The organism is Oceanobacillus jordanicus, from assembly GCF_022095695.1.
In the GTDB taxonomy this organism is placed as follows: domain Bacteria; phylum Bacillota; class Bacilli; order Bacillales; family Amphibacillaceae; genus Oceanobacillus_B; species Oceanobacillus_B jordanicus.
The window spans coordinates 170,441-194,552 of record NZ_JAIFZM010000006.1 but is presented as its reverse complement, the minus strand read 5'-3'; the positions used below and the strand labels follow the sequence as shown (position 1 = coordinate 194,552).

The following is a 24,112-nucleotide window of genomic DNA, read 5'->3' as shown; positions in this document are numbered from 1 at the left end:
CCTCATTACTCCAAATAATATACGATAGACTCGTATGGACGAAGCCTAATGGCACCAAACTTATTCGCTGAATCAGGATAGTTAGAAAGAAGAATTTCTGGTTTTCCCTGCAGGCTAACTGAGAAGTTAGCTGGTTCAGCATAAAAATTACTAATCACAACAAGCTTTTTTCCTTCCCACGACCGGATATAAGCAAACACTTGCTGATGATCCTGCTGAAGAATCTGAAAATCTCCATTGGTAATGATATCATACTTTTTACGCAATGTAATAAGCTGCTTGTAATAATGGAAGGTTGATTTAGGGTCCGCTATTACTGTTTCAGCATTAATATCGGGATAGTTATCCGCTATTGGAATCCAAGGTGTACCTTTGGTGAATCCGCCATTCTCTGCTGCTGACCATTGCATCGGGGTGCGTGCATTATCTCTTGATTTCTGCTGTAAAATATCTAGTACTTCTTTTTCAGTCATTCCTTGTTGTTTAAGGTTGGTATATGCATTCAGTGACTCAACATCCCGATACTTTTCAATCGAGCTAAAGTTTGGGTTAGTCATCCCAATTTCTTCTCCCTGGAATATATAAGGTGTCCCTTGCATCATGTGTAGATTTGTCGCAAGCATCTTAGCCGACTCTACGTGGTAATGCTCGTCATCGCCAAAACGGGATACTACACGAGGTTGATCGTGGTTACACCAAAACAAGGCATTCCAGCCTCCTCCATCATGCATTCCCACTTGCCAATGGGTCAAAATTTCCTTAAGCTTACCAAAATCAAATGGAGCTTTTGTCCACTTTTCTCCGTTAGGATAGTCCACCTTCAAGTGGTGAAACTGGAAGGTCATATCTAATTCATCTCGGTTTGGGCGTGTATAAAGAATACAGTTTTCCAAAGTGGTAGATGACATTTCTCCCACAGTCATCATGTTATATGGTTTGAATACAGTCTGATTTATTTCGTTCAGGTATTCATGTATTCTAGGTCCATCCGTATAAAACCTTCTTCCATCTCCTACATCGTCATGAGGAAACTGCTGATTTTTGGATATTAAATTAATAACATCTAATCGGAATCCATCAATCCCTTTCTCAGCCCAAAAGCGAATGACCTTATAAACTTCCTCTCGAAGCGTTGGATTTTCCCAATTTAAATCTGCTTGTGTTTTATCAAAAAGATGCAGATAATACTGCTTTGATTGTGCATCATACTCCCATGCAGAACCACCAAACTTAGATTCCCAATTGTTAGGTGGACCTCCATCTGAAGCAGGGTCCTTCCAAATATAGAAATCCCGGTATGGGCTATCCTTTGAGGAAATAGCCTCTTGGAACCACTCATGCTCTGTTGAAGTATGATTGATAACCAAATCCATAATTAATTTCATCCCTCGGTTATGTGTTTCAGTTAAAAGTTCCTCAAAGTCAGCCATCGATCCGTAGAATGGTTCTATTTCATAATAATTACTGATATCATACCCATTATCCTTCTGTGGGGAACGATATACAGGTGTTAACCAAATCACATCAACCCCAAGTTCTTTTACATAATCCAATTTCTGAATGATACCTTGAATATCTCCGGTTCCACTTCCTGTCGTATCATGAAAGCTTTTTGGATATATTTCATAAACGGTAGCTTTTTTCCACCATTGTTCATCCATATACTCACCTCTGATGTCTAATATTTAATGTGTCTTTAATTTTTTCTTGGCAATCGCAAATGTAATGGTAAATGGTATAAGCAGTACTATGATAACACCAATACCAAATGCTCCCCAGCCGCCTGGGATGATAGAGAAAAATGCCGGTAAGCCACCTACACCGATAGATGAAGCAAGCACATTTTGGAAGGTGATGAATGCCCCCGCAATCGATGAACCGATTACTGCGGCAATAAACGGATATCTAAAACGTAAATTCACACCGAACATTGCCGGTTCAGTTACGCCCAACCATGCAGACAAACTAGAAGTACTTGCAAGGCCTTTAAGCTTATCGTCTTTTGCTGCTAGGAACATCGCAAATGCAGCTGCCCCCTGTGCTATATTAGACAATGCAAGGATCGGCCAAAGAAATGTTGATTCCGTACTACCGATTAATTGTAAATCTACAGCTAGGAAAGTGTGATGCATTCCCGTAATAACCATTGGGGCATAAAGCGCACCATACACCAATCCTCCAATGATTGCAAACTGATCAAATAGAGAAACCAGGCCGTCTGTAATCCAGTTCCCTATCGCAAATGTAATGGGCCCAATAATGATAAATGTAAGAAACCCAGAAATAAGTAAGGCTACTGGTGCAACAACTAAAAGTTGTAATGAATCCATTACACGTTTTTTCAAGAATAGTTCTATTTTAGCTAAAACCCATGATGCCAGCAGAACAGGAAGTACCTGGCCCTGATAACCGATTTTGTTTATTTCCAAACCAAACAAATTCCATGTTGGGACATTTCCTTCTTCCAACGCTGCACCATAATCCCAAGCATTGAGAAGTGCCGGATGAACTAAAATAAGTCCCAATACTACCCCCAGCAATTCACTTCCACCAAAACGTTTCATTGCTGACCACCCTATTAAAGCAGGCAGAAAGGTTAAGGCCGTATTTGCAATAATATTGATCATGTCTGCAATACCTGCCCATTGAGGGTACATTTCAATTACAGCTTGTTCACCAAAAATGCCCCCATTTGCAAGGATGTTATTAATCCCCATAAGTAAACCTGCAGTTACAATTGCCGGAAGGATTGGAATGAATATATCGGCCAATACTTTAATGCCACGCTGTAAAGGATTTTGTTTTCTTCCCCCAGCTTCTTTTACATCTTCCTTTGAAGCTTCTTGTATGCCCGTTTCGTCTACCATAGCACGATAGACCTTGTCCACTGTACCTTGACCAATAACGACTTGAAACTGGCCATTTGTAGTAAAAGAGCCTTTTACCAGGTCGATATTTTCCAATTCATCGTGATTAACTTGATCTTCATCATTCAAAGCAAAACGCAACCTTGTCACACAATGTGTGGCTGCTTGTATGTTTTCCAAACCACCAACAGCTGCTACAATTTGCCTTGCCTCATCACTATACTGCACAGATTGTTTTGGTTCCCTTGTCTTCTCTTTAGGTCGATCTTCCCCACTATTCGTTACAGAGAATAAAATAGTTTCCCCGGCCTTTACGTCTGTTTCTGAGGAAAGAGCAACCTCTATCCCCTCACCATTTGTTAATATAATTGGCGTGATAGCGCTTGCTGCATGCGCTTTAATATAAGCAAGATCAAATGTAATTAAAGGCTCTCCGACTTTCACCCAATCTCCCTGTTGTACATGAGCCGTAAAGCCCTCTCCATCTAGTGAAACGGTTTCAAGTCCGATATGAATAAGTATTTCCGCTCCTGAATCACTCTCAATTCCTACTGCATGCTTGGTTGGAAAAACTTGAACAATCTTTCCATCGACTGGTGATACAACCTCACCATCAGTTGGATTAACAGCAAGTCCTTCTCCCATTAACCCTTTAGAAAATGTTGGATCTGGAACTTTATCGAGTGGCAGAACTTGCCCACTGACAGGTGCGTATATTGTTTCCTTATGTTGATTCCCCATTGTTTATCCTCCTCTAAATAACCTTAACACTTGTATATACATGTTTCCAAAAGTATAACATGTATATACAAGTTATGCAAAGGCTTTCAAAATCCCAAATTATTGTGATTCGTGAAGTTGATTAGTAGGAAGCTTTAGGAAAATTAGCTGGTCATCTTCTTCAGACGGCGAGCCTCTTCCATCTGTGTTATTTGTAATAAAATATAGCCCCCCGCTATCGGCATACACATCCCTTATTCTTCCGAAATCAGATAAAACCGTACTAATTGTCTCGTTTTTAAGATTAAACCGCTTTAAGCTTTGCCCACTCAGGGTCGCAAAGAAAAAACTACCATGCAAACTTGTCATTCCAGATGGCGCCCACGTCTCTTCACCAGAATGAGCGAGAGGTGTTACCATCTCTCCTTCAGTTTCATCCCCTTGTATCACAGGCCACCCATAATTTTCTCCAGGTTTAATTAAATTTATTTCATCATGTGCATTGGATCCATGTGCGGTAGCGTATAGGGAACCAGCTTCATCCCAAGCCATCCCTTGTGGATTACGGTGGCCATAGGAATAAATATAAGAGTTTTGAAAGGGATTGTCTTCAGGTACACTCCCATCAGTATTTATCCGCAAAATTTTTCCCGCTAGACTCTCTACATCCTGCGCATTTTCAGGAACAGACGCATCACCTGTTGTGACATAAAGTTTTTCATCTGGTCCTATTTTTATCCTTCCTCCTTGATGCACCTGCCCTCCGGGAATTCTATCAAGAATAGTAGATACTTCGTGCCATGCCTCTTCTCTTTCTTCAAGCTCAATGACACGTTGGTAATAAGTTCCGTCCTGCTCATAAGAATAATAGGCATACGCAATTTCACTTGATGAAAAATCCTCCGGAATGGCGATACCGAGCAATCCGGCCTCTGACTGTTGGGAAAGATCTCTTTCAAACTCAACAGGCTTTCGAGTTTGCCCACTCTTTGTAATGGTGACAATGGCACCAGGACGCTCGCTAACATACAAATTTCCACCATGCTTCTCAATTGCCCATGGCGCTTCTAAGTTTGTGGCTACTTGCTCTATGTTCTCCCCTTCATTACCGGCATCTTCATTTTCTCCTGCCTCCCCTGACGTTTCTTCAGCAGGTTGCTCTGGCTCAATGGGTTCGGGTTTTCTCTCATCATTCGAACAGGCCGTAAGTATTACAAAAAAAGTGCACAGAATAGCAATTCCAGTAAATCGCATAGGGTGAGCCTCCTTTCTATTTTACCTTTATTAGTTGCCTTCCTTACTTCATCCTAAACTAGTTAAATTCTTCTCTCTCCACGGATACATAGCGGGTAACAAGCAATTCTGGTTGATTGGGGCTCTTCTGTGATCGATTGAGACACTCCTCTTGTTGATTCGATCTCTTTTATAATCGATTGGATCTCTCATCTTGTTGATTGACGCTCTCCTATGATCGATTGAGACGCTCTTCTGGTTGATTGGCGATCTTCTATGATCGATTGAAACACTCCTCTGATTGATTGGCACACTTCTTTTATAATCGATTGGATCTCTCATCCTAACTGATTACATGCACAAAATTGCCACTTAATTTCAGGAAAATTCCAACAATAACAACCCAAAAAAGGGAACCCACTAATACCATGGGTTCCCTACTATAATTAGACTGTTTTTGATTTTTTCGATGCTTTTTCGCGCTCGTTTTTATTAAGGATTTTTTTCCTTAAACGAATGGATTCTGGTGTTACTTCACAGTACTCATCATCTGCCAAGTACTCAATAGCTTCCTCAAGAGACATTTTTCTTGTTTTCCTGATAGTAGAAGTTTGGTCCTTGTTAGATGAACGTACGTTTGTTAAGTGCTTTTCTTTTGTAATGTTAACAGTCAGATCATTTTCACGGTTGTGCTCTCCGACAATCATGCCAGCATATATTTCTGTACCAGGTTCTACGAAAATCACACCACGATCTTCCAGTTGCATAATACCGTAAGTGGAAGCTTTTCCGTTTTCCAAGCCAACTAATACACCTTCACGACGTCCACCGACTTGCCCTTTAATTACAGGCTCGTACGTATCAAATGTATGGTTGATGATACCATAACCACGTGTCTGGGTCATAAATTCTGTAGCATAACCGATCAATCCACGAGAAGGCACCTTGAACTCAAGGCGGACCTGACCAGTACCATGGTTTACCATATCTAGCATTTCGCCTTTACGCTCTCCAAGTGATTCCATAATTGCGCCTGTATATTCCTCTGGCACATCTACTTGCACACGTTCTACAGGCTCACAACGTACGCCATCAATTTCCTTGATGATTACCTGTGGTTTAGAAAGCTGTAGTTCGTAACCTTCACGACGCATATTCTCTATCAAGATGGATAGATGTAATTCTCCTCTACCTGATACAATCCAAGCATCAGGAGAATCTGTAGGATCTACACGTAAACTAACATCCGTTTCCAATTGCTTCAATAGACGCTCTTCAATTCTACGTGACGTAATATACTTACCCTCACGTCCAGCAAACGGACTATTGTTTACTACGAACGTCATTTGCAATGTTGGCTCATCAATTCGAAGCCATGGTAGTGCTTCAACATGATCCTGAGGGCAAATGGTTTCCCCGATATTGATATCTTCCATTCCAGCAATCGCAACAATATCTCCTGCAATCGCTTCTTGGATTTCAATACGTTTTAGACCAATAAAGCCGAAAAGCTTACTAATACGGAATGACTTCTGTGAGCCATCCTCTTTTAAGACAACAACTTGTTGACCAACGCTGATTTTACCACGAACTACGCGTCCAACCCCGATACGACCAACATAGTCATTATAATCCAATAATGTTACTTGGAACTGTAAAGGCTCGTCTTTCGTATCAGCAGGTGCTGGAATATGATCTAAAATAGTAGTAAAAACAGGATCCATTGTTTCTTCTTGGGCCTCTGGTTCAAGACCAGATGTACCATTTAATGCGGAAGCATAAACAACTGGGAATTCAAGCTGCTCATCATCTGCACCAAGTTCAATGAATAGGTCCAATACTTCATCTACCACTTCTGAAGGGCGGGCATTTGGACGGTCAATCTTGTTAAGCACAACGATTGGAGTTAGCTTCTGCTCAAGTGCCTTTTTCAGTACGAATCTAGTTTGTGGCATGGTTCCTTCATAAGCATCTACAACGAGTGCCACACCATCTACCATTTTCATGATTCGTTCTACTTCTCCACCGAAGTCTGCGTGTCCAGGTGTATCTAAAATATTAATAGATGTATCTTTATATTTAATCGCAGTATTTTTCGCCAAGATAGTAATTCCACGTTCTCTTTCAATATCTCCTGAGTCCATTGCTCTTTCATTGACTTGTTCGTTTTCACGGAAAGTTCCTGAGTATTTCAGTAACTGATCAACCAGTGTTGTTTTTCCGTGGTCAACGTGGGCAATGATCGCAATATTACGAATATCTTCTCTTAATTGCATAAAAGTACGCTCCTCTTTAAATTAGAGTTGATTCAAACTATACGATTATACCATAAAACCATAGGTATATTAAAGTTTTTTCAAAAAATTAACGAAAAATGTACAAAAGCGTCGATCAACTGATTAAAACTTAATTTCCTATCCTTTAAAAATTATCTCAAATTTCGCTCCACCCAGTTCCGATTTATCGACAGCTATTTTTCCATTTGATTGTTCAATAATTGCTCTAGCAATTGCTAATCCTAATCCAGTTTCCCCAGTTTTACCTTTTACAAACCGGTGAAAAATATGTGGCATTAATTCCTCAGCCACCCCTTCACCATCATCTTCTATTAAAATATGGGTGTTGCTTTCCTGCTTCTTCACTTGTATGGAGACGGTCGAATTAGCATGACGAATAGCATTAAATACCAGGTTCAAGAGAGCGCGTAAGAGTTTTTCCTCGTCTGCATAAAGGACAATATTTGCCTCTACCTCTTGTTTTAAGTGTATTTTTTTGTCATTAATAATTGGTAAGGCACGATCCACAACTTGCTCTATCAAATCGTCTACCAACACTTTATCTTTATTGTATACTTCCGTATCACTGTCCAGCTTTGCAAGCAAGATCATCTCATTAATAATTTTCTTCAGTCTTTTTACCTCTGTAACCATAACTTCAAGACCTTTGTCTTGATCATTTTCATCAAAAATACCATCTCTGATACCTTCTGCGTATCCTTGTATTGTCATTAACGGTGTTTTCAATTCATGGCTGGCATTTTGAAAGAATGTTTGCTGTGACCTAATGTATTGCTTCAATTCATTTGCCATTTCATAGACACTTTGTTCTACTTCTTTAATTTCCCCTGTTGCTTTAATACGGTTGATATCATCAAACTGTCTATTCTCCACCTTTTTCAACTGTCTTTTTAGTTGGGAAAGTGGTGTAACAAGTTTATTGGTTAAAAAATAACTAAGAAGTATGGCAGCTGCTGCCCCAATGAGAAAAACAATGAGCAGTCTGAAGATAAACTGCTGTTGCACTTCCTGCAAATCATCTAACGGTGTAAGCAATATAAGCTGGTCGCCATTGCTTTCAGGGGTTATGATGATACGAGAAGTTACATAACGGGCATTTTTATATTCCCACAGTGCTTCATCACGGGCAGAAAAGTCATTATTCTCAAACAAGCCCTTAACGATTTTACTTGGAATGGTTGAATACGGTATGACATTGTTATTTTCATTATACATAATGAGTTGAAGGTTCTGCTCATTCAAAAAGTTACTGAGCCCCGCATTACTGATCGCTCCGGACTCGTTAATTAATTCGGCTAGTATCTCTCCATTTTGCTTTAATTGCCTTTGTTCATCCTCAATCAGCATATCAAGAATAAGGGAATAAATGATATACCCCGTGACAGCCAATATCACGAGCAATAAGGCAGTGAAGGCAGCATTTAGCTGTGATTGCAGTTTCATTCTGTTTCCTCATCATCACGCAATCGGTAACCATAACCCCAAACCGTTTCTAGTGGTAGATTAGGTAGTTTCTTTCGTATTCGTTTTATTAAATCATCTACCGCTCTGTCACTACCAAAATAATCATCTCCCCAGACCCTTACTAACAGGTCCTCTCTAGAAAAAGCCCGATTGACATTTTCCGTTAAAAACACCAGCATGTCATATTCCTTCGTCGTGACATCAAGCTCATTTCCATTATAAAAAATCCGTCTTTCACTTTTATATATTTCCATATGATGTGTTTTGATAATTTCCTTGTCTTCATTTCCCCCATTTATTCGCGGTGCCGAACGCTTAAACAATCGCTTGATACGCGCTATCAATTCTCTAGGGCTAAATGGTTTTGTTAAATAATCGTCCCCACCGAGCTCAAGACCAAGAATTTTGTCAATTTCATCATCTTTTGCAGAAATAATGATAATCGGTACTTCACTTTCATTGCGGATTTTTTTACAGAACTCGTACCCATCCATTCCTGGGAGCATAATATCCAATATCCACATATCTGGCTTGCGGTTTTCCCAAATCTCCCATGCCTTCTCAGCTGAATCTGATAGTGAAACTTCAAAGCCTTCTTTTTTCAAGTATGCCGTAACAATATTTTGGATATTCGGATCATCTTCCACAACCCCTATATGATAGTTCATACACGCTCACCTTTTCGATTTAATGTCATTACTTCTATTTTTACATAAGACCTAACCGTTGAACAAGCTATCACTTTTACACATTTCTACCACATTTATACCAAATGTTTCCCAAAACCTGTGGGTATACTCAACTTATAATCAAAATCAGCGAAAGGGTGATAATCAATGGACCAAGACAAATATAATACAAATCATCAAGGAGAACCGGAAAGAAATGAGCGCCAAGAAATAGCTGAACAGAACCTGGAACAAGACAGTGGGACAGAAAACGATGATTACCTTATGCAACAACAGCATACAGTTCATCATGAATCAACGCCAGCGGAACAGCGGTCTGAAAATGTTAAACCAACTAAAAGCAAAAGCGGACTACACTTCATACTTGGTGGTTTATCAGGAGGGGTTGTATCTGTTGCTCTAATCATTGCCCTTATTATGACGAATATTATTCCAATAAATACAAGTTCTTCGGCTTCAGGAGGGGAAGGCGCTAACTCTTCCTCAACTCCGGATATTGTGCAAACACTAGCATCGGATGATGCAACCCTTTCTTCCAGCATTGAAGAAACAGCCAAGGCCGTAGTTGGAGTTAGCAATATGCAGCAACAAAACGTTTGGACAGATAGCCAAGAAGCTGGAACTGGATCGGGGATTGTCTACAAAAAGGAAAACGGTAAAGCATATGTTGTTACAAATCAACATGTTGTAGAAGGCGCCGAAGAAGTTGAAGTTGTGTTAGATGACGAAGAACACATTAATGCAACAGTACTCGGTACTGATGCATTAACAGATTTAGCAGTACTTGAGGTAGATGGAGAGAAAATTGATACAGTGGCAAGTATCGGCAGCTCTGAGGACCTTACAGTAGGTGAAACGGTTGTTGCCATCGGTAACCCTTTAGGGATTGAATTCGCTAACACGATTACCAAAGGAATTGTCAGTGGACTAAACCGTTCTGTAAGCATGGATACAAATGGGGACCAACAAGCAGACTGGGTAACAGAAGTAATCCAAACGGATGCCGCTATTAATCCTGGTAATAGTGGTGGAGCGCTCGTTAATGGAAATGGCGAGGTAATTGGAATTAATTCCATGAAGATTGCCCGTGAAGAGGTAGAGGGAATTGGCTTTGCAATACCAATGGACACAGCACTACCAATTATGGATCAATTAGAACAGAACGGGGAGATTGAACGCCCGCTTATCGGTATTAGCACTGCTTCCTTAAGCCAGGTTCCTGCCCAATTTCGGAGTGAGATTGAGCTTCCTGAAAAAGTAGATGGCGGCATGGTCATAGCAGACGTTCAAGCTGGATCCTCTGCAGAATCAGCAGGTCTACAAAGATTTGATGTCATCACACAAATTAATGGGAATGCCATCACTTCCATTTTAGAGCTAAGAAAATTCCTGTACTCCGACGCTGCAGTTGGGGATACAGTTGAAATAGAGTACTATCGTGACGGAGAACAGAAAACTGCTAAGGTTACCTTGCAAGCAGGAGAAACAGAACAATAAACGTCACGTGAAATTCTTTAGAAGGGGGGACTATCCTCCCTTCTTTTTTTTGCTTTTTCGCATTATACTTATAGAGGGTGCGTACATTTCTTCTAATATCAATCTGCGAGCGGTTTACTTCAAATTGATTTATTAATAATTTCCAACAAAAACAGGATTTACACTATTTTTGTCGAATGCATGTAAGTATCCAAATAATAAGAAGGAGTGATTTTATGATTTGTCCAAGTTGTGGACAGCAAACAGAAGAAGGAAAGTTTTGCACGAATTGTGGTGCGCCGTTACCAGTAGAGAACAATGCAGCTACTCAGGAACCTGTAAACACTGATCCTACCTTAGAACAGGAAAGCAATGTTGGTGAACCGAGCCAGCCACTAGCATCAGGACAGCAGCAAAACCAGAGTCAGTCGAATGATTTTATGGAGACAGTAAAAAGAGAGACTTCGCAGTTTGGGGCGTTCTTTGTAAAGCTTTTGAAAAAGCCTAGCGAAGGACAGAACGTCACAAGCAGCCAATTGATTTCAGGTATTATAACTATCGTCATTTTTTCCCTGCTAATCTCCCTTGGATCGTACATAATCTCAAGTAGCATTGGTTCTTATTTCATGCGGGTATCCTTTGTTGATAGCTTTCTGTTACCACTTATCCAGTTTTTAGTTTTGTTCGGTGTAATTGCAGCCATCTCCTTTGCAGGAGTGAAAATTGGTGGGCAATCTTTATCATTTACAGCTGTTGTAGCGAAGACTGGGGCATATTCGGTGCCGTTTTTAGTTTTAACTGTCTTAGGCTCTCTACTAGCTCTAGTTGGGATTTCTCTTTCAGGAATTTTCATCCTAGTCGGTCTGCTAGGACCTATCCTAGTAGTGCCAACCTTTATCTTACTTGAAAAGCCTGCTCCGGCATTTGACCGTATTTACTTGCTAATCGGCATTTACTTCGTAACCTTACTTGCCTCTGGTTACCTTTTAGTCAATATTTCGAGTGTATTATTTGGCGGTATGTTAAGTAGCTTCTTATAAATTAAGTTTAGCTAAATATAAAACGGTATTGAATACAAGGAAAAGCGGACCTTTCCATAAGGTCCGCTTTTTGCTATCCAAAAAATAAGTCAAAGACATTACTGCCAGTTGAACTTTTCTTATTATAAAATTCGGAGTATCCGCAGTTTTTACAGTACACAACAAGAAATTGATTATGCTGCATATCAAACATTTTGGATAGGCCAGTCCCCGTCATGGCAACTTCCTTTGAATCTGCATCAGTACTCCCGCATTTAATACAACCCGTTTGTTCACTCATCTTATCCACTCCCTCTAATTAATAATACGGAAGTATGGACTATATGGTTTCATCATCACTATCACTTTCCACTGAATCGAGATTCTTTTCATAACGATTGTGGTTATAGGTAACCCCTTCAAACTTTCCATCAATATCTGCAGCGAGAAACTCTTCTACATTTTCTGCAGAACCTACAAGTTCATCACTATTCGGATACATCTCATCATAGTTTTCTTGATCTCCATAAAAATCAGAAGCTGTTTCGGAAGTACCATATCTGCTTACTTCCTGCCAGGTGTCTTCTGCATCATAGGAAACCTGCGTTTCATCTGTTTCTTCATCTGGGTTAATATTGGGGCTAAAGACCTCTTCTTCTACAGTACGGTCTTCTTCAAAAATCACATTATTTCCAGCGTGCTCCATACAACGGTCGGCAGTTGGCAGGGCAGCTAACCTTTCAAAGGGGATATCTGCACCACATTGGCTACAAATACCATATGTCCCTTCCTCTACCGCATGCAAGGCCTTATTAATATCCTCAAGCTCTGTTTCAGCATGCTCGTTCAAGGCAATATCCTTTTCTCTTTCAAACAGCTCTGTCCCCAAATCACCGGGGTGGTTATCGTAATTGGATAGTTCACTCACCGATTCTTTTGCCAGTTCAAGTGTTGTACCAAAATGATCCTGTATATGATTTATCAGTTCATTCTGCCTTTGCACCAAGTCTGCTTTACATTGCAATAATTGCTCTTTGGTGATCATACGGATCCTCCTCTAATTGCTTTAACTATGTAGGTATACTATGTGCAAAACAATCGAGGGTGATTCTTTATTTCGACTCCCAAATCATGTCAATATGTAAAATCCCATCATCTAAATATGGTTCTGTAACTTGCTTAAACCCAAGTGATTGGTAAAACGCTTTTAAATATTCTTGTGCCTGAATCTTAATTCCAGATTCTTTCCATTCTTCTGCGATAAATTGCAGAGCCTTTTCCATCACTTTTCTCGCATAGCCCTTGCCACGGAATTTGTTGACCACCATTACTCTTCCAATTGACGCCTCTGTGTACTTGTTACCTGCAGGGATCATACGTACCAGTGCAACGATTTCATCTTCTTCCTCTAAATATAAGTGCATGCTTTCCTGATCATAATTATCTAGTTCCGGGTAGGCGCAGTTTTGCTCAACGACAAATACGTCCGTTCGTGCTTTCAAAAGTTTATACAGTTCAGTAGTCGTTAGTTCAGAGAATGCTTTTGTATGCCAGTTCATTTCTTTTCCTTCCTTTGCTTTTTTCCTTATACTATTATATGCAGGGATTATCGTAAAGGATAATTCACAACGCTTAAGAAGGAGAGGATATTACCCATGGAAAACAAGACGAAAATAGGACAAACAGAGCTGACAGTTAACCCGATCGGCTTAGGGACAAACGCTGTTGGTGGACACAATATTTATCCAAATCTTGACGAAGAAGCAGGCAAGGAATTAGTTAAAACAGCCATTGACAATGGTATGAACTTTTTGGACACTGCTTACATTTATGGTCCAGAACGTTCAGAAGAACTTGTTGGGCAAGTTATTAAAGAAACAGGTAAACGTCAGGAAGTAGTACTTGCAACCAAGGGTGCGCACAAATTTGTTGGAAAGGACATCGTTTTCGATAATTCACCCGCTTTTTTAAAGCAATCTGTGGAAGATAGTCTTAAACGCCTTCAAACAGATTATATTGATTTATTTTATATCCACTTCCCAGATGAAGAAACTCCTAAGGATGAAGCGGTTGGTGCATTAAAAGAACTGAAGGATCAGGGTAAAATAAAATCAATAGGTGTATCTAATTTTTCTCTTGATCAACTAAAAGAAGCTAATAAAGACGGCTATGTGGATGTACTTCAGGGAGAATATAATCTTCTGAACAGAGCTGCAGAAACCGAATATTTCCCTTATACAACAGAAAACAACATATCCTTTGTACCCTATTTCCCGTTTGCTTCTGGTTTACTTGCAGGGAAATACGATAAAAACACTACCTTTGAGGATGGCCGTGCTAAGGCACCAAACTTCCAAGGGGAAACATTCCTTCGTAACTTAGAAAAGGTGGAAAAGGTACGTAAAATAGCTAACAATAAAAATGTCGAGGTTGCACATGTCGTGCTAGCGTGGTATTTAACTCGGGATGCTATTGATGTGGTTATTCCTGGCGCAAAACGCGCTAATCAAGTATTAAATAACCTACAGACACTCAACGTGGAATTGACCACTGAAGAAATGAAAGAGATCGATACTATATTCAAAAGTTAACAGTGATTAGGAGGTATACACACATTGTATGCCTCCTTTTTATGCTATACTTTTTTAAAGAGAAACACTAGATGCTACATAAAATATTACGACAAATTAGCACATGAAATTCAATTAGGAGGCGCGAATTAATGGGTATCAAGGAACAGCGAATTGGGTTTATCGGGACAGGTGTCATGGGAAGCAGCATGGTTAAAAATTTAATGCAAGATGGGTTTTCCGTGACAGTCTACACCCGGACAAAAGAAAAAGCACTTCCATTATTGGAACAAGGTGCAGAGTGGGCAGATTCTGTAAAAGATCTTGCTACCTCTAGCCATATTATCATCACCATTGTTGGCTATCCTCAGGATGTTGAAGAGGTTTATCTTGGCAAAGATGGATTGCTCGCACATGCTAATTCTGGCAGCTACCTAATTGACATGACAACATCAAAACCTGCATTAGCTAAAGAAATTTACGATCGTGCAAAAGAAAAAGGCGTCTACGCACTAGATGCCCCTGTATCCGGTGGGGATATTGGTGCTAAAAATGGCGCGCTAGCCATTATGGCAGGTGGTAATGAAGAAGCATTTACTACAGTACTTCCTGTATTGGAGGCAATGGGAGAAAATATTATTCTACAGGGTGAAGCAGGTGCTGGACAGCATACAAAGTTAAGTAATCAAATTGCGATTGCTTCAAACATGATTGGGGTATGTGAAGCGATTGTCTATGCAAAAAAAGCCGGTCTAGATCCGTCTAGAGTGCTCGATACCATTACAACGGGTGCCGCAGGGAGTTTCTCTTTGTCAAAATTAGCACCAAGAATGATTGCTGGCGATGATGCACCGGGATTTTATGTAAAGCACTTTATCAAGGATATGACCCTTGCATTAGAATCTGCTAAGGAGCTTGGCATGGAGACCCCAGGGTTGGCTCTTTCATTTAAGCTATACAAAGAGCTAGCAGAAAAAGGGGAAAATGATAGTGGTACACAGGCACTTATAAAACTATTCGAACAATAAGGTGTTAAAAGATTGAGAACAGATTATTTCTGTTCTCTCTTTTGTTTACACTTAGGAAAGCATAAAGTGAAACTTCAATCAGTGGGGGTTTTCATTCTTCCCCCACTGATTGTTAGTTGAACGAATCGGGGTGTTAGCGTCCGTTTACTCCCACTTTAACATCACTGTTTCACCTCATGTTTTGAAGTGGGAGTCTTACGGACGGTTGCACCGGGATAAAATTTCAGCTAGGAAGCAATAACGACGTAGTTTAAATTTTGAAGCCCCAAGTATTAGAAAAACGTACACATTCGCTAAAAAGCGAGCGAACGTGCGTTTTTCTAATCCAATTCACTTTGGACGATAAAGGCTAAGTCGTCATTGCCGAACAACTGTAGCACCTGTAACACCGTATGTGTTGGTATTTCTTCAGACTCTTTCTTCGGTACCGTAAGCTCCATTGCTTCCGTTAAGGATGGGTTATGTAGCTGATTCGGATAGGCTTTAACATATAATGCTTCGGGGTCTAGATCATTATTAATACACCATTGTGCATAGATTAAGATCATCATTTTTTCATCACTTTGATAACTTTTTATTACTTGATCTTCCATTTCCTTTTTATCCATTGTAATCCTCCTTACTTCTAGGACAAGTTGGAATTTCTCACTACAGCATAACATTGCGCTTTCCGTGGGCACGGCCTCAGCCTCCTCAGAAGCAAAGGACGCTTCTTCCGGGGTCTTCGGACTCGCGCTGTTCCCACTGGACAAGTAAGGGTTCGTCAGCGACTCATCGCACGCAGAAAATGCTTAATGCATTTTCAAGGAGTCTCCATGTTTTGCCTACGCTATATTGTCCTCAATCATCTACGAATGGAAAGTAAAAACACTACCTTACATTTGCTTAAACTCCACAACTCATCTACGTGGTTCCAGCCTTCTCAAAGAGATACACCCACATGAAGGATAGTGCTTGTTTTAGGTCCAGTGGCATGTTCTCTACCTCGGTTGGTTTCACTTCTTTTTTATAAACTCCAATGTCATCAATATGTTGAAGATTTACCTGCATTGCCAGCTTTTTAAGTTCCCATGGCATCATGGTATTGCAAATTGCTTTTTCACCATATAACCTGGGAAAACTGTTCACACGTGGCCCAGCCGTTGGTCCTAAAATCCCAACGCAAAGGTATCCACCCTCTTTTGTAACTCGAATCATTTCCTTTAATGCATGGAATGGATTCTCAGTCCATTCTAAAACATTAATGGCCATGAGTGCATCAAATGAACTTGTCGGGAAGGGTAAATCATTTACATCCGCTTTTTGATAGACGATTTCACGCTGTGGCGCCGTCTTTTTAGCATGTGTGATCATTTCAACGGAAAGGTCGACACCCGTTACGCCATAACCTGCCTTGTTTAGCAAATAGGAGCCATATCCATCCCCACACCCAACATCCAGTATACCGCTTCCCTGTTTAACATGTCGTTGTATAAAAGGAAGAATAGTCTTTCTGCTGCCTGTATCCCACATGCTCCTGCTACGTTCGTGCCAAAAGTCGGCCCGGCTATCCCATTCTACCTCAGCCGTTTCTTTCCAGTTAAAACTTTCCATACTCTTCCCCCTTTTTTCATTTCTATAGTCCGTTAGCTTCTTTAACATTCTTGAGCAAATACTCTATGGTACAAAAAAAGGCTTATCTCACGGATGAGATAAACCTTTTTGTAATTAACTATTATAGGCGAACAACGTTAGCTGCTTGCGGTCCGCGGTTACCTTCAACGATTTCAAATTCAACATCTTGACCTTCTTCAAGAGTTTTGAAACCTTCTGATTGGATAGCTGAGAAATGTACGAATACATCGTCTCCGTCTTCGCGTTCGATGAAACCAAAACCTTTTTCTGCGTTAAACCATTTTACTTTACCAGTCATTAAAATGACCTCCTTATACAAAATATCGTGCAAAGTAATTGAATCATAAATACTTTTACACCACTTTGATAAAGAGATCGTAAAGTATTATTCAAACTCCAATTTCCTTTTGCTACTATCCACTTTAACCTTTTCTAGATTAAAAAGCAAGTAATTAGAAGTGTTATTTCAAAAAAAATTTGATTGCTTAGTCCCACTGCGAGTTGAGAGGAAGCGTTTCCCTATTCTTTGGAGTTTATATCATTATATCTCCTTTTTTGTCGATATCCATACGTTATGTCACGAACTAGTTCTTCATTTTCCAGACTTGCGCCAATTGCACCAACAATTGTAGAAATAGAAGTTGCAATCCAAGCTAATCGAAGGAAGTATAGGAACGTAAACTCTTCTTTTAGATTTATGGAAAACACAAACACGTCTGGCGGTATGACAATAACAATTGCAATAAGAAACAATAAGAATAGAACGGCATAATAACTTAACACAGATATCAGTAAAGTGAGAACTGTTGTTTGATTATATAAACGTCTTAGTTTTGAGTCTGTACGTGTGGCCGAGTTTTCCCAAAGATTATGTGCAGTAATAATCCAGAATACCATTAAACCAATAGCCGCTGCATTTAACCCCAAAAGTCTGTAGGTGCTAAGAAGATAGCTTAGTTCCCATATTGTAGAAAAGATAAGACCAAAAATACCTGTAGAAAAAGCTACCGCAATTATTCTTTTAAAAGAAGGCATAATACTCATCGGTCGATTTGCTTGTGTCATTCCCATTAGCAAACGTAATATCCCTAGCTTTTTTGGAAACACAATATAGCGCGCTTCTTTCCCCACATGATCATCATCGGTGCTGAGTCGTTTTACCCGACTAACCGGAAATTGCTTCTGAAGTACAACTTCAGGGTCTGATTTCTCAAGTTCCTCAATTTTATCAGAATTACCTTGATAATAATAAATCTCCCTAATAATTTGAATGATGGATTTCTCGATTCGTTTCTTGGTTGGTAGCCAGCCAAAAACAGGGATTGATAATTGTGCAACAGCATGGTGCAGACTAATATCTGCACCCACAAGGTTTTTATTGTGAAACAGAGGGAGGTCCGTTAAACACACCGCATAATCCCATCCCTCTGCTTTCTTTATTTCAATTGCTTTCTCTAACATTTCACCCACTGTCTCCGCTGCTCCAGTAAGTGGATCTACAATAAACTCCATTTCCCATGAAACATCTTTTTCAATTTGTTTCTGAAGTTGGTGAGGAATCTTTTCAATATACTTTTTTCCGATAGTCGCAGGTAGCTCTGGAGCCGCAATTAATCCAACTACAATTTTCTTTGTCATTAGGTGCACCTCTTTTCAGGCTCAGGATCCTCATTCTTATCTTCTTCGTTTTCTTCCTCACCTATTTCATAATAGCGCTGCTGTTGACGGAAAGAGTAGGTAACATTGCGAATTCTATCCTCACTCTCTAATCCCGTACCTATCGCTCCAGCAAGTGTTCCAAATGAAGTGACCAACCAGACTAGCTTCAGATAATAAACAAAAGATGGTGAACCTTCGACTTGCGTCCTTATTTGGAATAACTCCGGTGGAACGAGAAGGGACATAGCAGCAAGAAACATAATGAATAAAACAAGATAATTTAAAAACACAATACTTGTGAGAGTTAAAAATGTCGTACGATTATATAAATCCCGCCAACGCTTCTTCCCGTGTTGTGATGGCTTTTCCCACAGGTTATGGGAAAATATAATCCATGTTACCATCCCTAATATAGATAAGAGAGACAAGAAAATTAGTCTAAGGGGAGAGTAGGCTACACTAAGCACCCAAGGGTTTGGGAAAATGGAAACATAGGCACCGGATGCAAAAGAGAGCATCGTTATCTTTTTAAACGAAAGTAACGCGTCCCACGGGCGGTTGGCAAACGTCATGCCAAACAGTATACGCAAATATCCGATGACTCGAGAGCGGATTATATAACGAAAATCTAACTGCTCTTCCGGGGATGCACCTAACCTCCGCACACGAGAGAAGAAAAACTGTCTACCTATATTTTTTGCAGCATCTTTTCCATTTTCTAGTGTATGTTCTTTTGGAGAAACTTGTTCGCCGGAATTGTGGTATAGTTCTTTCATCAACTCTACCATGATAACGCGAATTCTTTTATGCATCGGCATTACTCCAAATGCAGGAATGGATACCTGTCCAACCTTATGGTCCAAATTCGCATTTCCCACAACTATCTTTTTCTTAAAGAAAATCGGGAGATCTGTTAGACAAATGACATATTCCCAGTTTTGTTCCTTTTTTATATTGTTTGCTTTATCTAGCACTTCCTTCGTTTCTTCCGCAACTCCGACAAGTGTATCTACTGTCGTCTCTACTTCCCAGCTTGTTTCGTTATCAATCTCTTCAGAAAAATAATCTGGCAATTCTTGACACAATTGTTCTGCTATATATGCTGGAAGATTGGGAGCAGAAACCAATCCCACACGAATAGTCTCCATTATTTCCACCTCCATTCAACTTACTATGTAAGATACCTGGCTTTCTTTATTTACCCTTTTCTTACTATGAGAAACACGAATCCTATAATGGAATTAATTTGTAAAAGGGGTAATACACTTAACCTACGTTACGGACTAGAAAAAGAAATTCAAACGTGATAAAATAATGTCTTGCAAGATAAAAAATAAGAATAACGACTACCAAACATTTATATCTTGCAAATATGAATGATAGGTGGTAAATCAACATGGAGAATTTAAATTATCAAGTTTTACTTTATTATCAGTATGTGCCAATTGATGATCCTGAATCCTTCGCTACAGAGCATCTTCAGTTCTGTAAAGAGCTTGAACTAAAAGGAAGAATCCTTGTAGCAGCGGAAGGAATAAATGGAACGGTATCTGGTACAATAGAACAAACAGAAAAATATATGGAAGCAATGCACAATGATCCACGCTTTGCTGACATGGTGTTTAAAATCGACGAACATGATGGACATGCTTTCAAAAAAATGCATGTACGCCCGCGGGAAGAAATCGTGTCTCTTCGCCTTGAAGATGACATTAATCCTTTGGAAACAACAGGTAACTACCTTTCCCCGAAGGAATTCTTTGAAGCAATGCAAGAGGAAGATACCGTGGTAATCGATGCTCGAAATGATTATGAATATGATCTAGGACATTTTCGCGGTGCCATCCGACCGGAAATTGAAACATTTCGCGAGCTTCCGGATTGGATTAAGGAAAATAAAGAACAATTCAAAGACAAGAAAGTGCTAACTTATTGCACAGGCGGAATCCGTTGTGAAAAATTCTCCGGATGGTTGCTGGAGGAAGGCTTTGAAGATGTAAGCCAACTACACGGCGGCATCGTAAGCTATGGAAAAGATCCAGAAGTACAAGGAGAACTATGGGACGGACAATGCTATGTATTCGATAACCGTATTTCTGTGCCAATCAATCAAAAAGAACACGTTGTAGTCGGCGTAGATTATTTTGATGGACAGCCATGTGAACGTTACGTAAATTGTGCAAATCCTGAATGTAATCAACAAATTCTCTGCTCTGAAGAAAACGAGCATAAATATATGCGTGGCTGTACTCATGAATGTCGGGTAAGCCCACGAAACTTGTATGTAGAAGAACATGGCTTAAGCGAACAAGAAGTAGAAGAAAGACTTACTGCTATCGGCGAATCCCTTAAGCAAAAAGCTTAATATATTGTTTCAGAAAAAAACGGCCTAGATGGGTCGTTTTTTTTCACGTTAAAATAATATAAAATTTTAACTAGGAAGCAAAAGCGATGTAGTTAAATTTCGAAATCCCAAGTAGAAGAAAAGCGTTTGTTTGGACACGCTACAATACCATTGCTATTCTTTTACTAAGGAGGCTTGCTTATTATGAGTGTATATGAATTCAAAGCTGAAACAATTAGTGGCAAGGAAATTTCATTATCAGAATATGAAGGAAAAGTTCTTTTAATCGTTAACACAGCAAGCAAGTGCGGCTTTACTTCTCAGCTAGAGGGGTTGCAAAAGCTTTACGATACGTACAATCAACAAGGTCTTGAAATTCTAGGTTTTCCATGCAATCAATTCAACAGCCAGGATCCTGGATCGAATGAAGAGATTGCTGAATTTTGCCAGCTAAACTATGGGGTTACATTCCCAATGTTCAGCAAAGTTGATGTTAAAGGGAAAAATGCACATCCACTTTTCAGCTATTTAACAGAGGAAGCAAAAGGTCTACTAACGAAACAAATCAAGTGGAATTTTACTAAGTTTTTAGTTGGCAAAGATGGACAGGTTATAGATCGTTTTGCACCCCAAACGAAACCAGAAGAGCTCGAAAAAGCAATTCAAGACGCGTTATAATAAAGTAAAATGTCAAATAGTTGGGGGATTTTGTTCTTCCCCCACTGTTTTTTAGTTGAACGAATCGGGGTGTTAGTCATCCGTTTACTCCCACTAAAAATTTCACGGTTTCACTTCATATTTTGAAGTGGGAGTCTTACAGACGGTTGCTCCGGGATAAATATTAAACAAGAGTTAATAAAATAGCCGCGTAGATTCGATACTCCTTTTAAAAGGTTCGATTCCACGTGGCTATTGTTTTCCTAACTACTCTATTACAATCATGCGATTTTTACAATACTTTATCTAGAAAGTCTCTTGCTCTGGAAGACTTCGGATCATGGAAAAAGTCTTTCGGTTTTCCTTCCTCCACTAGCTTTCCTTGGTCTAAGAATAATACACGGTCTGCTACTTCTTTAGCGAAGTTCATTTCGTGTGTTACGATCACCATCGTAATTCCTGTATCAGCCAAATCTTTAATAACATCAAGCACTTCTTTCACCATTTCCGGATCAAGTGCTGAAGTAGGTTCATCAAACAACATTACTTCCGGTTCCATCGCCAACGCTCTCGCAATTGCTACCCGTTGTTTTTGTCCACCTGATAAGTGATTCGGATAGGAACTTTCTTTGTCTGTCAGCCCAACCTTTGCTAAGAGCTTTTTCGCATTTTCCACAGCCGTTGACTTGTCTATGCCCTTTACCTTTTGTGGTGCATAAATAACGTTCTCAAGCACGGTCATATGTGGAAAAAGATGAAAGTGTTGAAATACCATCCCAATATTTTTTCTAACTTCCAGCTTATTAATTTTAGGAGATGTGATCTCGTTTCCGTTCATAAATATCTCACCTGAAGTTGGAACCTCTAAAAGGTTTAAACAACGCAGGAAGGTAGATTTACCAGAACCTGAAGGTCCAATAATGGTTACCACTTCACCTTGTTGAACAGTAGTGGATATCTCTTCAAGGACCATATTCTTTCCAAACACTTTTGTAATCTTTTCAGCTTTAATCACTTTGACGAAGCCTCCGTTCCACTAAACTTCCTGCCACCGTAAGAATATAAACCATTACCCAGTAAATAAGGCCTGCTAAAATTAGTGGCTCAAAATTCCGGTAAATATCGGAACCCACAATTTGCGCCCTCCGCATTAAATCCAAGTACCCGATTGTGGAAACGAGGGCAGACTCTTTTGTTAAAGTTATAAACTCGTTCATCATGGCTGGTAAGATATTTTTGAATGCTTGTGGCAGAATGATATTTAGCATCATAGGCTTATAAGGAACTCCTAACGCTTCTGCTGCTTCTGTTTGCCCCCGATCTACCGCCTGGATACCACCTCTTATAATTTCTGAAATATAAGCTGCAGAATTTAACCCAAATGTAAGTACAGCTGATAAAAATGCCGAGATATCATATCCAGTGAGCTGTGGAACAGCAAAATAAATAATCATTAATTGCAAAATAAGTGGGGTTCCACGAAACACTGATGTATAAAATACAGCAAATCCCTTTAAAAATGGTACTTTCGTTATTTTACATAATGCGAGTAATGTACCAAGTACAAACCCAATTATAATGGATATACTTACAAATTTTAATGTAGCCCCGATTCCCTTTAGTATAAAAGGAATATAAGGCACAATTTGGCTAAAGTCCAAATTCATGCCTTAACACCTCAATTCTCTGCTGTATTTTTATTCCATGTCAGAGAGCCATTTCTCTTCAAGCTCCTGTATCTTTCCTTCATCTTCAAGCTTTTCAAGTACTTCATTCACTTCTGTTACCATTTCACTACCTTTTGGAAAAGCAATTCCCATACCTGGAGAGCTTGTAGTCGGATCATCAAAGCCAATGAGTCCTTGCTCTTTTATAAACCCAGTTGCCACCGTCTTATCCATATAACCAGCATCAATTCGGTTGGAATTAAGTTCCTGAATAATCAATCCTGCATCATCTACCTTTTTCACTTCAAAACCATATTCCTCACTAAGCGTTTCTGCACCTTCCTCTTGAATGGTACCGAGCTGAACACCAATGGTTTTACCTTCCAAATCTTCAAGGCTCTCAATTGCAGATTCGGATGTTGTAACAAACATTTCGCCAGAGTGATGGTATGGGGTGGAGAAGTCTACATTTTTCTTCCGTTCATCAGTTGAACTCATACCTGACATCACCATATCTACTCGATCTGCCTGCAAGGCACCAATTAACCCGTCAAACTTCATATCTTCAATATCCAATTCATAGCCTAGTTCCTCTGCTATTAAATGCGCTAAATCTATATCAAACCCTTCAAAGTTCCCCTCGTTATCCCGAGATTCAAATGGAGGAAAATCTGCCGAAGTTGCCATTTTTAATACCTTTTTGTCCTGCTCCGAACTTCCTGAAGCTTCATCTGATGTCCCACAAGCCGCAAGACCCCCTGCAACTAGCATGATAAATAGTATAATTCCAATTGTCTTTTTCATTTTT

The 24,112-nt window shown here is 39.7% G+C and carries 23 protein-coding genes; 6 read left to right on the top strand and 17 right to left on the bottom strand.

The window, feature by feature from the left end; genetic code table 11:
• Positions 1-5 precede the first annotated feature (5 nt).
• From treC to K3T81_RS09300, 6 genes are all read right to left on the bottom strand, one after another.
• Positions 6-1,661 (bottom strand): alpha,alpha-phosphotrehalase, encoded by a 1,656-nt coding sequence (gene treC, locus K3T81_RS09325; protein ID WP_238019554.1) that lies wholly within the window; start codon positions 1,659-1,661, stop codon positions 6-8.
• Positions 1,662-1,685: 24 nt separating this feature from the next.
• On the bottom strand, positions 1,686-3,608 hold the full coding sequence (gene treP, locus K3T81_RS09320; RefSeq protein WP_238019552.1) for a PTS system trehalose-specific EIIBC component: 1,923 nt from the start codon (positions 3,606-3,608) through the stop codon (positions 1,686-1,688).
• Positions 3,609-3,707: 99 nt separating this feature from the next.
• Positions 3,708-4,841 carry a PQQ-dependent sugar dehydrogenase gene (locus K3T81_RS09315; protein WP_238019550.1) on the bottom strand — a complete coding sequence of 378 codons (1,134 nt, stop codon included), beginning with the start codon at positions 4,839-4,841 and terminating at the stop codon, positions 3,708-3,710.
• A 425-nt stretch (positions 4,842-5,266) separates the two neighbouring features.
• Entirely contained in the window at positions 5,267-7,096 is a 1,830-nt protein-coding gene (typA, locus tag K3T81_RS09310) for a translational GTPase TypA (protein ID WP_106895690.1), read from the bottom strand.
• Positions 7,097-7,234: 138 nt separating this feature from the next.
• On the bottom strand, positions 7,235-8,560 hold the full coding sequence (locus K3T81_RS09305) for a sensor histidine kinase (RefSeq protein ID WP_238019548.1): 1,326 nt from the start codon (positions 8,558-8,560) through the stop codon (positions 7,235-7,237).
• Positions 8,557-9,249: a response regulator transcription factor gene (locus K3T81_RS09300; RefSeq protein ID WP_161465039.1), complete on the bottom strand. Its 693-nt coding sequence runs from the start codon at positions 9,247-9,249 to the stop codon at positions 8,557-8,559. The genes K3T81_RS09305 and K3T81_RS09300 overlap by 4 nt, the downstream gene beginning before the upstream one ends.
• Before the next feature lie 168 nt (positions 9,250-9,417).
• Here K3T81_RS09300 and K3T81_RS09295 point away from each other — a divergent pair, with 168 nt between their 5' ends.
• Together K3T81_RS09295 and K3T81_RS09290 are read left to right on the top strand one after the other, a co-directional pair.
• Positions 9,418-10,767, top strand: a complete 1,350-nt coding sequence (locus K3T81_RS09295; RefSeq protein WP_238019547.1) for a S1C family serine protease — start codon at positions 9,418-9,420, stop codon at positions 10,765-10,767.
• Positions 10,768-10,982: 215 nt separating this feature from the next.
• Positions 10,983-11,786, top strand: a complete 804-nt coding sequence (locus K3T81_RS09290; RefSeq protein WP_238019546.1) for a zinc ribbon domain-containing protein — start codon at positions 10,983-10,985, stop codon at positions 11,784-11,786.
• A 73-nt stretch (positions 11,787-11,859) separates the two neighbouring features.
• Here K3T81_RS09290 and K3T81_RS09285 read toward each other — a convergent pair whose 3' ends face one another.
• The 3 genes from K3T81_RS09285 to K3T81_RS09275 all read right to left on the bottom strand — a co-directional run bounded on the left by K3T81_RS09285 (position 11,860) and on the right by K3T81_RS09275 (position 13,324).
• Positions 11,860-12,066 (bottom strand): zinc ribbon domain-containing protein, encoded by a 207-nt coding sequence (locus K3T81_RS09285; RefSeq protein ID WP_106895687.1) that lies wholly within the window; start codon positions 12,064-12,066, stop codon positions 11,860-11,862.
• Between the two features lie 39 nt (positions 12,067-12,105).
• A complete protein-coding gene (locus K3T81_RS09280; protein ID WP_238019545.1) occupies positions 12,106-12,810 on the bottom strand; it encodes a TraR/DksA C4-type zinc finger protein in 705 nt (234 codons plus the stop codon).
• A gap of 67 nt (positions 12,811-12,877) precedes the next feature.
• A complete protein-coding gene (locus K3T81_RS09275) occupies positions 12,878-13,324 on the bottom strand; it encodes a GNAT family N-acetyltransferase (protein WP_238019544.1) in 447 nt (148 codons plus the stop codon).
• Positions 13,325-13,420: 96 nt separating this feature from the next.
• On the opposite strand from K3T81_RS09275, the gene K3T81_RS09270 reads away from it, so the two are divergent.
• Together K3T81_RS09270 and K3T81_RS09265 are read left to right on the top strand one after the other, a co-directional pair.
• Complete coding sequence (locus tag K3T81_RS09270; RefSeq protein WP_238019543.1) at positions 13,421-14,356, top strand: aldo/keto reductase; 936 nt, start codon at positions 13,421-13,423, stop codon at positions 14,354-14,356.
• 131 nt (positions 14,357-14,487) lie between these two features.
• Positions 14,488-15,363: an NAD(P)-dependent oxidoreductase gene (locus K3T81_RS09265; RefSeq protein WP_238019542.1), complete on the top strand. Its 876-nt coding sequence runs from the start codon at positions 14,488-14,490 to the stop codon at positions 15,361-15,363.
• A 320-nt stretch (positions 15,364-15,683) separates the two neighbouring features.
• Here K3T81_RS09265 and K3T81_RS09260 read toward each other — a convergent pair whose 3' ends face one another.
• From K3T81_RS09260 to K3T81_RS09240, 5 genes are all read right to left on the bottom strand, one after another.
• Positions 15,684-15,971: a hypothetical protein gene (locus K3T81_RS09260; RefSeq protein ID WP_106895682.1), complete on the bottom strand. Its 288-nt coding sequence runs from the start codon at positions 15,969-15,971 to the stop codon at positions 15,684-15,686.
• A gap of 295 nt (positions 15,972-16,266) precedes the next feature.
• The gene (locus K3T81_RS09255) at positions 16,267-16,956 is read right to left on the bottom strand and encodes a class I SAM-dependent methyltransferase (RefSeq protein WP_238019541.1); all 690 of its coding nucleotides are present in this window, start codon (positions 16,954-16,956) and stop codon (positions 16,267-16,269) included.
• A 121-nt stretch (positions 16,957-17,077) separates the two neighbouring features.
• On the bottom strand, positions 17,078-17,275 hold the full coding sequence (locus K3T81_RS09250) for a cold shock domain-containing protein (protein ID WP_036577114.1): 198 nt from the start codon (positions 17,273-17,275) through the stop codon (positions 17,078-17,080).
• Between the two features lie 221 nt (positions 17,276-17,496).
• Positions 17,497-18,615, bottom strand: a complete 1,119-nt coding sequence (locus K3T81_RS09245) for a 5,10-methylene-tetrahydrofolate dehydrogenase (protein WP_238019540.1) — start codon at positions 18,613-18,615, stop codon at positions 17,497-17,499.
• Positions 18,615-19,784 (bottom strand): hypothetical protein, encoded by a 1,170-nt coding sequence (locus tag K3T81_RS09240; RefSeq protein ID WP_161464892.1) that lies wholly within the window; start codon positions 19,782-19,784, stop codon positions 18,615-18,617. The genes K3T81_RS09245 and K3T81_RS09240 overlap by 1 nt, the downstream gene beginning before the upstream one ends.
• A 248-nt stretch (positions 19,785-20,032) precedes the next feature.
• Here K3T81_RS09240 and trhO point away from each other — a divergent pair, with 248 nt between their 5' ends.
• Positions 20,033-21,001: an oxygen-dependent tRNA uridine(34) hydroxylase TrhO gene (gene trhO, locus K3T81_RS09235; protein ID WP_106895678.1), complete on the top strand. Its 969-nt coding sequence runs from the start codon at positions 20,033-20,035 to the stop codon at positions 20,999-21,001.
• 183 nt (positions 21,002-21,184) lie between these two features.
• A complete protein-coding gene (locus K3T81_RS09230) occupies positions 21,185-21,658 on the top strand; it encodes a glutathione peroxidase (RefSeq protein ID WP_238019538.1) in 474 nt (157 codons plus the stop codon).
• Between the two features lie 271 nt (positions 21,659-21,929).
• Here the strand turns inward: K3T81_RS09230 and K3T81_RS09225 are convergent, their stop codons facing one another.
• From K3T81_RS09225 to K3T81_RS09215, 3 genes are read right to left on the bottom strand one after another with little or no spacing between them, the layout of a single operon-like run.
• On the bottom strand, positions 21,930-22,652 hold the full coding sequence (locus K3T81_RS09225; protein ID WP_238019536.1) for an amino acid ABC transporter ATP-binding protein: 723 nt from the start codon (positions 22,650-22,652) through the stop codon (positions 21,930-21,932).
• Complete coding sequence (locus K3T81_RS09220; RefSeq protein ID WP_036577110.1) at positions 22,645-23,304, bottom strand: amino acid ABC transporter permease; 660 nt, start codon at positions 23,302-23,304, stop codon at positions 22,645-22,647. Before K3T81_RS09220 ends, K3T81_RS09225 begins: the two co-directional genes overlap by 8 nt.
• A 30-nt stretch (positions 23,305-23,334) precedes the next feature.
• Positions 23,335-24,108: an ABC transporter substrate-binding protein gene (locus K3T81_RS09215; protein ID WP_238019534.1), complete on the bottom strand. Its 774-nt coding sequence runs from the start codon at positions 24,106-24,108 to the stop codon at positions 23,335-23,337.
• Positions 24,109-24,112 lie beyond the last annotated feature (4 nt).